Raw genomic sequence first — 5,410 nt, forward strand, 5'->3', positions numbered from 1 at the left:
GCCCGGCCCCCCCCCCCCCGGGGGGGGGGGGGCCCTCGCCGTGCCGCAGGACCGTCAGCCGGCCCGGTGCACGACCTCGCCGCCGACCACGCCGAGCTCCACCCGGGCGTCGAGGTAGGCCTTCGGCTCCAGGGCGAACAGGTCGTCGGAGAGCAGCACCAGGTCGGCGAGCTTGCCCGGGGTGAGGCTGCCCAGCTCGTTCTCCAGGTGGACGGCGTGGGCGCTGCCCAGGGTGTAGCCGCGCAGCGCGGTGGCCAGGTCGAGCGTCTCCGCGGGCATCCACGGTTCGCCACCGGCCAGCCCGCGCCGGGTCACGGCGGTGTACAGGCCGACCAGCGGGTCCATCTCCGCGACGTTCCAGTCGCTGGACAGCGCGAGCACCGCGCCGGCCTCGTGCAGGCTGCGCATCGGCCAGGCCTTGTGCCAGCGGCGCTCGCCGACGGCCTCGGCCCAGTCCCGGCCGGGGCCGGCGATGTCCGGCGAGCAGTGCCGCGGCTGCATGCAGGCCACCACGCCGAGCTCGGCGAAGCGCGGGACGTCCGCCGGGTCGAGGCACTCCACGTGGACGATCTGGTGGCGGGCGTCGCGCGGGCCGTTGACCGCGCGGGCGTGCGCCACCGCGTCCAGCACGGTGCGGATGCCGCGGTCGCCGGTCGCGTGCACGAAGGCCTGGAAGCCCGCCGCGTCCAGCCCGGCCAGCACCTCGGCGAACTCCTCCGGCGGGTAGAACGTCTCACCGCGGTGGCTGTGGTGCCCGGCGTACGGTTCGAGCAGCGCCGCCGTGTGCGGCTCCACCACGTCGTCGATGTACAGCTTCAGCGGGCCGACCCGGAACCGGTCCGAGCCGTGCCGGCGGGCGGCCGCGGCGAACTCGGCGAGGTCCTCCGCGGTCGTGCCGCGCGGGTGGAACAGCCCCGCGACCAGCCGCGAGCGCAGCCGGCCCTCCGTCAGCGCCCGCTCGAACAGGGCCAGGTCGTCGAGGGAGTTCTGCGGCTCGACCACGGTGGTGATCCCGTACCGGGCGGCCATGTCCAGGCTGCCGGCCAGCCGACGGTACTGCCGGTCCGGGTCCGCCCACGGCACCCCCGCCGCGCGCAGCGCCCGGTGGCCGTCCCGGGAGAGCCCGCGGACCGCGAAGTCGGTGAGGAATCCGGTGGGCTCGCCGGTCGCCGGGTCCTTCTGCACGGTGCCGTACGCCGTCCGGTCGGTGTCCCGGCCGATGCCGAGGCGCCGCAGCGCCGCGGTGTTCAGCCAGGCGGTGTGCACGTCGTAGCTCAGCACGAACGCCGGGCGGTCCCCGGTGTACGGGTCGAGGTCGGCCGCGGTCGGCATCCGGCCGCCGGGGATCGCGGAGTAGTCGAAGGCCTCGCCCTCGATCCAGTCGGCGTCGGGGTGGCTGCGGCGCCGGGCGGCGATCCGCGCGCCGATCTCGTCGAGCGTGCCGGCTCCGGCGAGCTGGACGCAGTCGGCGTCGGAGCCGAGCCGGACGTGGTTGTGGCTGTCCACGAAGCCGGGCATGACGAGCCGGCCGCGGGCGTCCACCACCTCGGTGTCCGGTCCGGCGAAGCGGCGCCAGTCCGCGCCGTCGCCGACCCAGGCGATCCGGCCGTCGCGGACGGCGAGCGCCTCGGCGCGCGGCCGGGCGTCGTCGACGGTGTGGACGTGCGCGTTGTGCAGGACGAGGTCGGCGGGGCGGGTCACTGCCGGGCTCCGTTCAGGGGTGCCGCGGTGCCCAGGGGGGCGTCGGCGGGGGTGTCGGTCAGGTCGGCGGGCAGGCTGAGCACCCAGTGGGTGGCGCTGCGCGGCCGCAGGTAGGCGAACCAGTAGCAGGTGCCGGCGAGCAGGACGCCGCCGGTGATCAGCAGGTCGCGGGCGGTCTGCTGGGTGAGCGAGTAGCCGAGGACGGCGATGGTGACGACCGGCACCACCGGCCACAGCGGCATCCGCCAGGCGGCGGTGGTGCGGTGGCGGCCGCGGCGCGCGGTGAGCGCCGCGCAGCCCAGCAGCAGGTAGATCACCGCGACGACCACGCCGGTGAAGCCGAGCAGGGCGTCGATCGGCACCGCGAGGGCGAGGACCACGCCCGGCAGCCCGATCGCCAGCGTGGCGGCCCAGGGCGAGCCCCAGCGGGGGTGCAGCGAGCCGAGCACCCGGTTGACCGGGTCGGGCCAGGTGCGGTCGCGGGCGGAGGCGTACAGCACGCGGCCGTTCTGCAGCACCATGACGATGACCGCGTTGAGGATGGCGGCGGCGATGCAGAGGCTGACGAAGGTGCCGACGGTGCTGCCGGCCCAGGAGTCGACGATCGCGACGAGGTCGCCGGCGGCGAGCCGGTCGGGGGAGTCGACGCCCAGGCAGATCGCGGCGACCGGCACGGTGATCAGCACGACGCCGGCGAGCAGCGACCACAGCACGGTGCGGGCCACGGTGCGGCGCGGGTCGCGCAGGTCCTCGGAGAGGTACACCGCGGTGCCGAAGCCGTTGTAGGTGAACAGCGCGACCGCCAGGCCGGAGACCAGCAGTCCGGCGGTGAACGGGCCGGTGCCGCCGTGGCCGTCCGGGACGACCGCGTGCACCAGGCTGCCGAGCGGCTGGTGGACGTGGGTGAGGCCGAGCACGCTGACCACCGCCGCGGCGAGCACCTCCAGGCCGAGGAAGAGGCCGGTGATCAGGGCGTTGGACTTGATGTCGAGGATGCCGACCGCGACGGCCACCGCCATCACCGCGGCGCCGGCCACCGCCGGGTCGAGGGAGACCACCGAGGAGAGGTAGCCGGCGGTGCCGAGCGCGATGATCGGCGGGATCACCAGCAGCGACACCACGGAGATCACGAAGACCAGCCAGCCGGCGAGGCGGCCGAGCAGCTGTCCGACGATCGAGTACTCGCCGCCGGCGCTGGGGACGAGGGTGCCGAGTTCCGCGTAGCAGAAGCCGACGCCGAGCGAGAGCAGGGCGGCGATCAGCAGGGTGGCGACCGTGCCGCTGCCCTGGGACTGGAGCAGCGGCGGTACCACGATGAAGAGCGAGGAGGCCGGGGTCACGCAGGAGAGCGTCAGCAGGACGCCGCCGAAGACGCCGAGCGAGCGGGGGAGCGCCGCGACGTCCGGCTGGGGGGATCTGGTCATCAGGAATCCCGGCGTGGTGAGGGAGTGGGGGACGCCGGCCATTCAATGGCAGGCGGAAATGTCGCGTCAATGGATTCCGAGCGACATTCCGCAGGCAATTTCCCCGTGATTCTGCGATTCTTAATGGGGGGATGCTGCGAGCGAATGATTCGCCGCCGCGGGCGGGAGATCGTAGCTGTAGGTCTCCTTGACGATGTCCAGGTGGTACCAGGCCTCCGCGCGGACCACGCCCGGCACGGAGCGCAGCTCGTCGAGGGTGGCGAGCAGCGCCGCGCGGTCGGCGGCGTCGACCCCGCACACCACGTCGAAGCGGCCGTGCCCGGCGGCCACGTAGTTGACCCCGGGCAGGGCGACCGCCCGGCCGGCCGCCTCCCGCGCGCCGCCCCGCACCCCGAGCCCCACCCCGACGGCCTCCCGCACCCCCAGCGCCTGCGAGGCGACCAGCCCGGTGACGTGCACCGCCCCCGACTCCAGCAGCCGCAGCACCCGGGCCCGGGTGGCGGGCTGGGAGAGCCCGACCCGCTCGGCGAGGGCGGCGAACGAGGCCCTGCCGTCGACCTGCAGCAGTCCCAGCAGCACCCGGTCGGTGTCGTCGACGGCCGGCGCCGCCGCCTTCGGCTGCGGCCCGGGGTGCCCGCCGGGCAGCGGCGAGTACGCGTCCCGGAGCAGCTCCGTGCAGCGGAAGACCTCGATGCCGTGCACCCCCGGGATCTCCCGCAGCGCGGTGAACTCCCTTTCCAGCGCAGCGTCGTCGGCCACCCGGACCTCCGCGAGCACCGCTGCGCCGCCTGCCGTGCAGGAGACGAACGAGGTGGCCGGCCGGGTGGCCGCCGCCTCGGCGACCGGCCGCGCGGGGCCCTCGACGTTCAGCGACACGTGCGCGATCGCCGCGATGCCCACCACCGACGGGCGGACGATCCCCACCACCCGCACGGCGCCCGTGGAGGTCAGCCGGTGGACCCGCGCCCGGGCCGCTTCCCGGGAGACCCCCAGCAGGTCGGCGAGCCGCTGGTAGCTCACCCGCCCGTCCCGCTGGAGCTCGCGGACCAGCGCCGCATCCAGGCCGTCCACCACGTCCGCCGCCTTCCCGACGGCCGGGGCGGACCACCTCGTGGTGGCGGCGTCCGCGAGCCGTCCCGCCGAGGGTAGTGGGCCGCCGCGCGCCCGGCCGACCGCCGGCCGGGCCCGGGCGCCCGCCGCGGGCTGGTAGCTTCGGGCCCGTGGAGAGCACTCGCAGCATTGCGGACGCCGTGCGCGCCGGCCTCGACGCCGACGGCGTCCCGTACCGCTGGCTGGACATCGACCCGGAGTTCGCGGACACCGCGGAGTTCTGCGCCCGGTACGGCTTCGCGCCCGTCGACTCGGTGAACTGCATCCTGGTGGTCGCCAAGACCGAGCCGCGCCGGTACGCGGCCTGCCTCGTCCAGGCGACCCGCCGGGTGGACGTCAACCGGGCCGTGCGCAAGCTGCTCGGCGCCCGCCGGGTGTCGTTCGCGAGCGCCGAGGAGACCGTCGAGCTCACCGGCATGCAGGTCGGCGGGGTCACCCCGGTCGCCCTGCCGCCCGGCCTGCCGGTCTACCTGGACGCCCCCGTGCTGACCCGCCCCGAGATCGTCCTCGGCGGCGGCGACCGGGCCGGCAAGCTGCTGATCGCCCCGGACGCGCTGCTCGCCCACCTGCCGGACGCGAGCGTGGTGGAGGGGCTGTCGACCGAGCCCCCGGCCCCGCCCGCGTCCTGATCGGCCGCGGGTACCCGGTACGGGAGGTTCGATGGACGGTGTTCCGGTCCGCTGGCTGGTCGCCCGCCGCGACCTCGGTCTGGTCGTCCTCGCCGGTGCGGCCGGGCTGGACCGCCGCGCCACCTGGGCGCACAGCATCGAACTCGCCGACCCCGGCCCGTGGCTGGCCGGCGGCGAGCTGCTGCTGACCACCGGGTTGCGGCTGCCCGCCGACCCGGCCGGCCAGCGGCGCTACGTCGACGGGCTGGTGGCGGCCGGGGTCGCCGCGCTCGGCTTCGGCACCGGGCTCACCCACGACACCGTGCCGCCCGCCCTGGTCGAGGCCGCCGAGGCGGCCGGACTGCCGCTGCTCCGGGTCCCGCTGCCGACGCCGTTCGTCGCCGTCACCCGGGCGCTGATGGAGCGCCTCGCCGACCTCCGCTACGAGGACGCCGTCCGCGCCGTGCGGAGCCAGCCACGGATGACCCGGGCCGCCCTGCGCGGCGGGGCGGCGGGCCGGCGACGCCGGCGTGGGGGGCGCGCCCGGGGGCGCCGGGCGGCGCTCGC

General features: G+C 76.1%; 5 protein-coding genes. 2 read left to right on the forward strand and 3 right to left on the reverse strand.

The features are described from left to right. Positions 1-54: 54 nt before the first annotated feature. From ACFV0G_RS34360 to ACFV0G_RS34370, 3 genes are all read right to left on the reverse strand, one after another. Positions 55-1,701, reverse strand: a complete 1,647-nt coding sequence (locus tag ACFV0G_RS34360) for an amidohydrolase (protein ID WP_380556441.1) — start codon at positions 1,699-1,701, stop codon at positions 55-57. Beyond that, positions 1,698-3,125 (reverse strand): APC family permease, encoded by a 1,428-nt coding sequence (locus tag ACFV0G_RS34365; RefSeq protein ID WP_380556443.1) that lies wholly within the window; start codon positions 3,123-3,125, stop codon positions 1,698-1,700. Before ACFV0G_RS34365 ends, ACFV0G_RS34360 begins: the two co-directional genes overlap by 4 nt. Before the next feature lie 120 nt (positions 3,126-3,245). Beyond that, the gene (locus tag ACFV0G_RS34370; protein WP_380556445.1) at positions 3,246-4,199 is read right to left on the reverse strand and encodes an Lrp/AsnC family transcriptional regulator; all 954 of its coding nucleotides are present in this window, start codon (positions 4,197-4,199) and stop codon (positions 3,246-3,248) included. 146 nt (positions 4,200-4,345) lie between these two features. Here ACFV0G_RS34370 and ACFV0G_RS34375 point away from each other — a divergent pair, with 146 nt between their 5' ends. Then, positions 4,346-4,864, forward strand: a complete 519-nt coding sequence (locus ACFV0G_RS34375; protein WP_380556447.1) for a YbaK/EbsC family protein — start codon at positions 4,346-4,348, stop codon at positions 4,862-4,864. Between the two features lie 31 nt (positions 4,865-4,895). Next, positions 4,896-5,410: PucR family transcriptional regulator ligand-binding domain-containing protein (locus ACFV0G_RS34380; protein WP_380556448.1), on the forward strand; the 515-nt coding region annotated here is incomplete at its 3' end.

Source organism: Kitasatospora sp. NPDC059571 (assembly GCF_042735675.1).
Lineage (GTDB): Bacteria > Actinomycetota > Actinomycetes > Streptomycetales > Streptomycetaceae > Kitasatospora.

Coding starts and splice junctions, on each gene's coding strand:
- ACFV0G_RS34365 (WP_380556443.1), bottom strand. CDS start 3,125: ATGACCAGATCCCCCCAGCCGGACGTCGCGGCGCTCCCCCGCTCGCTC.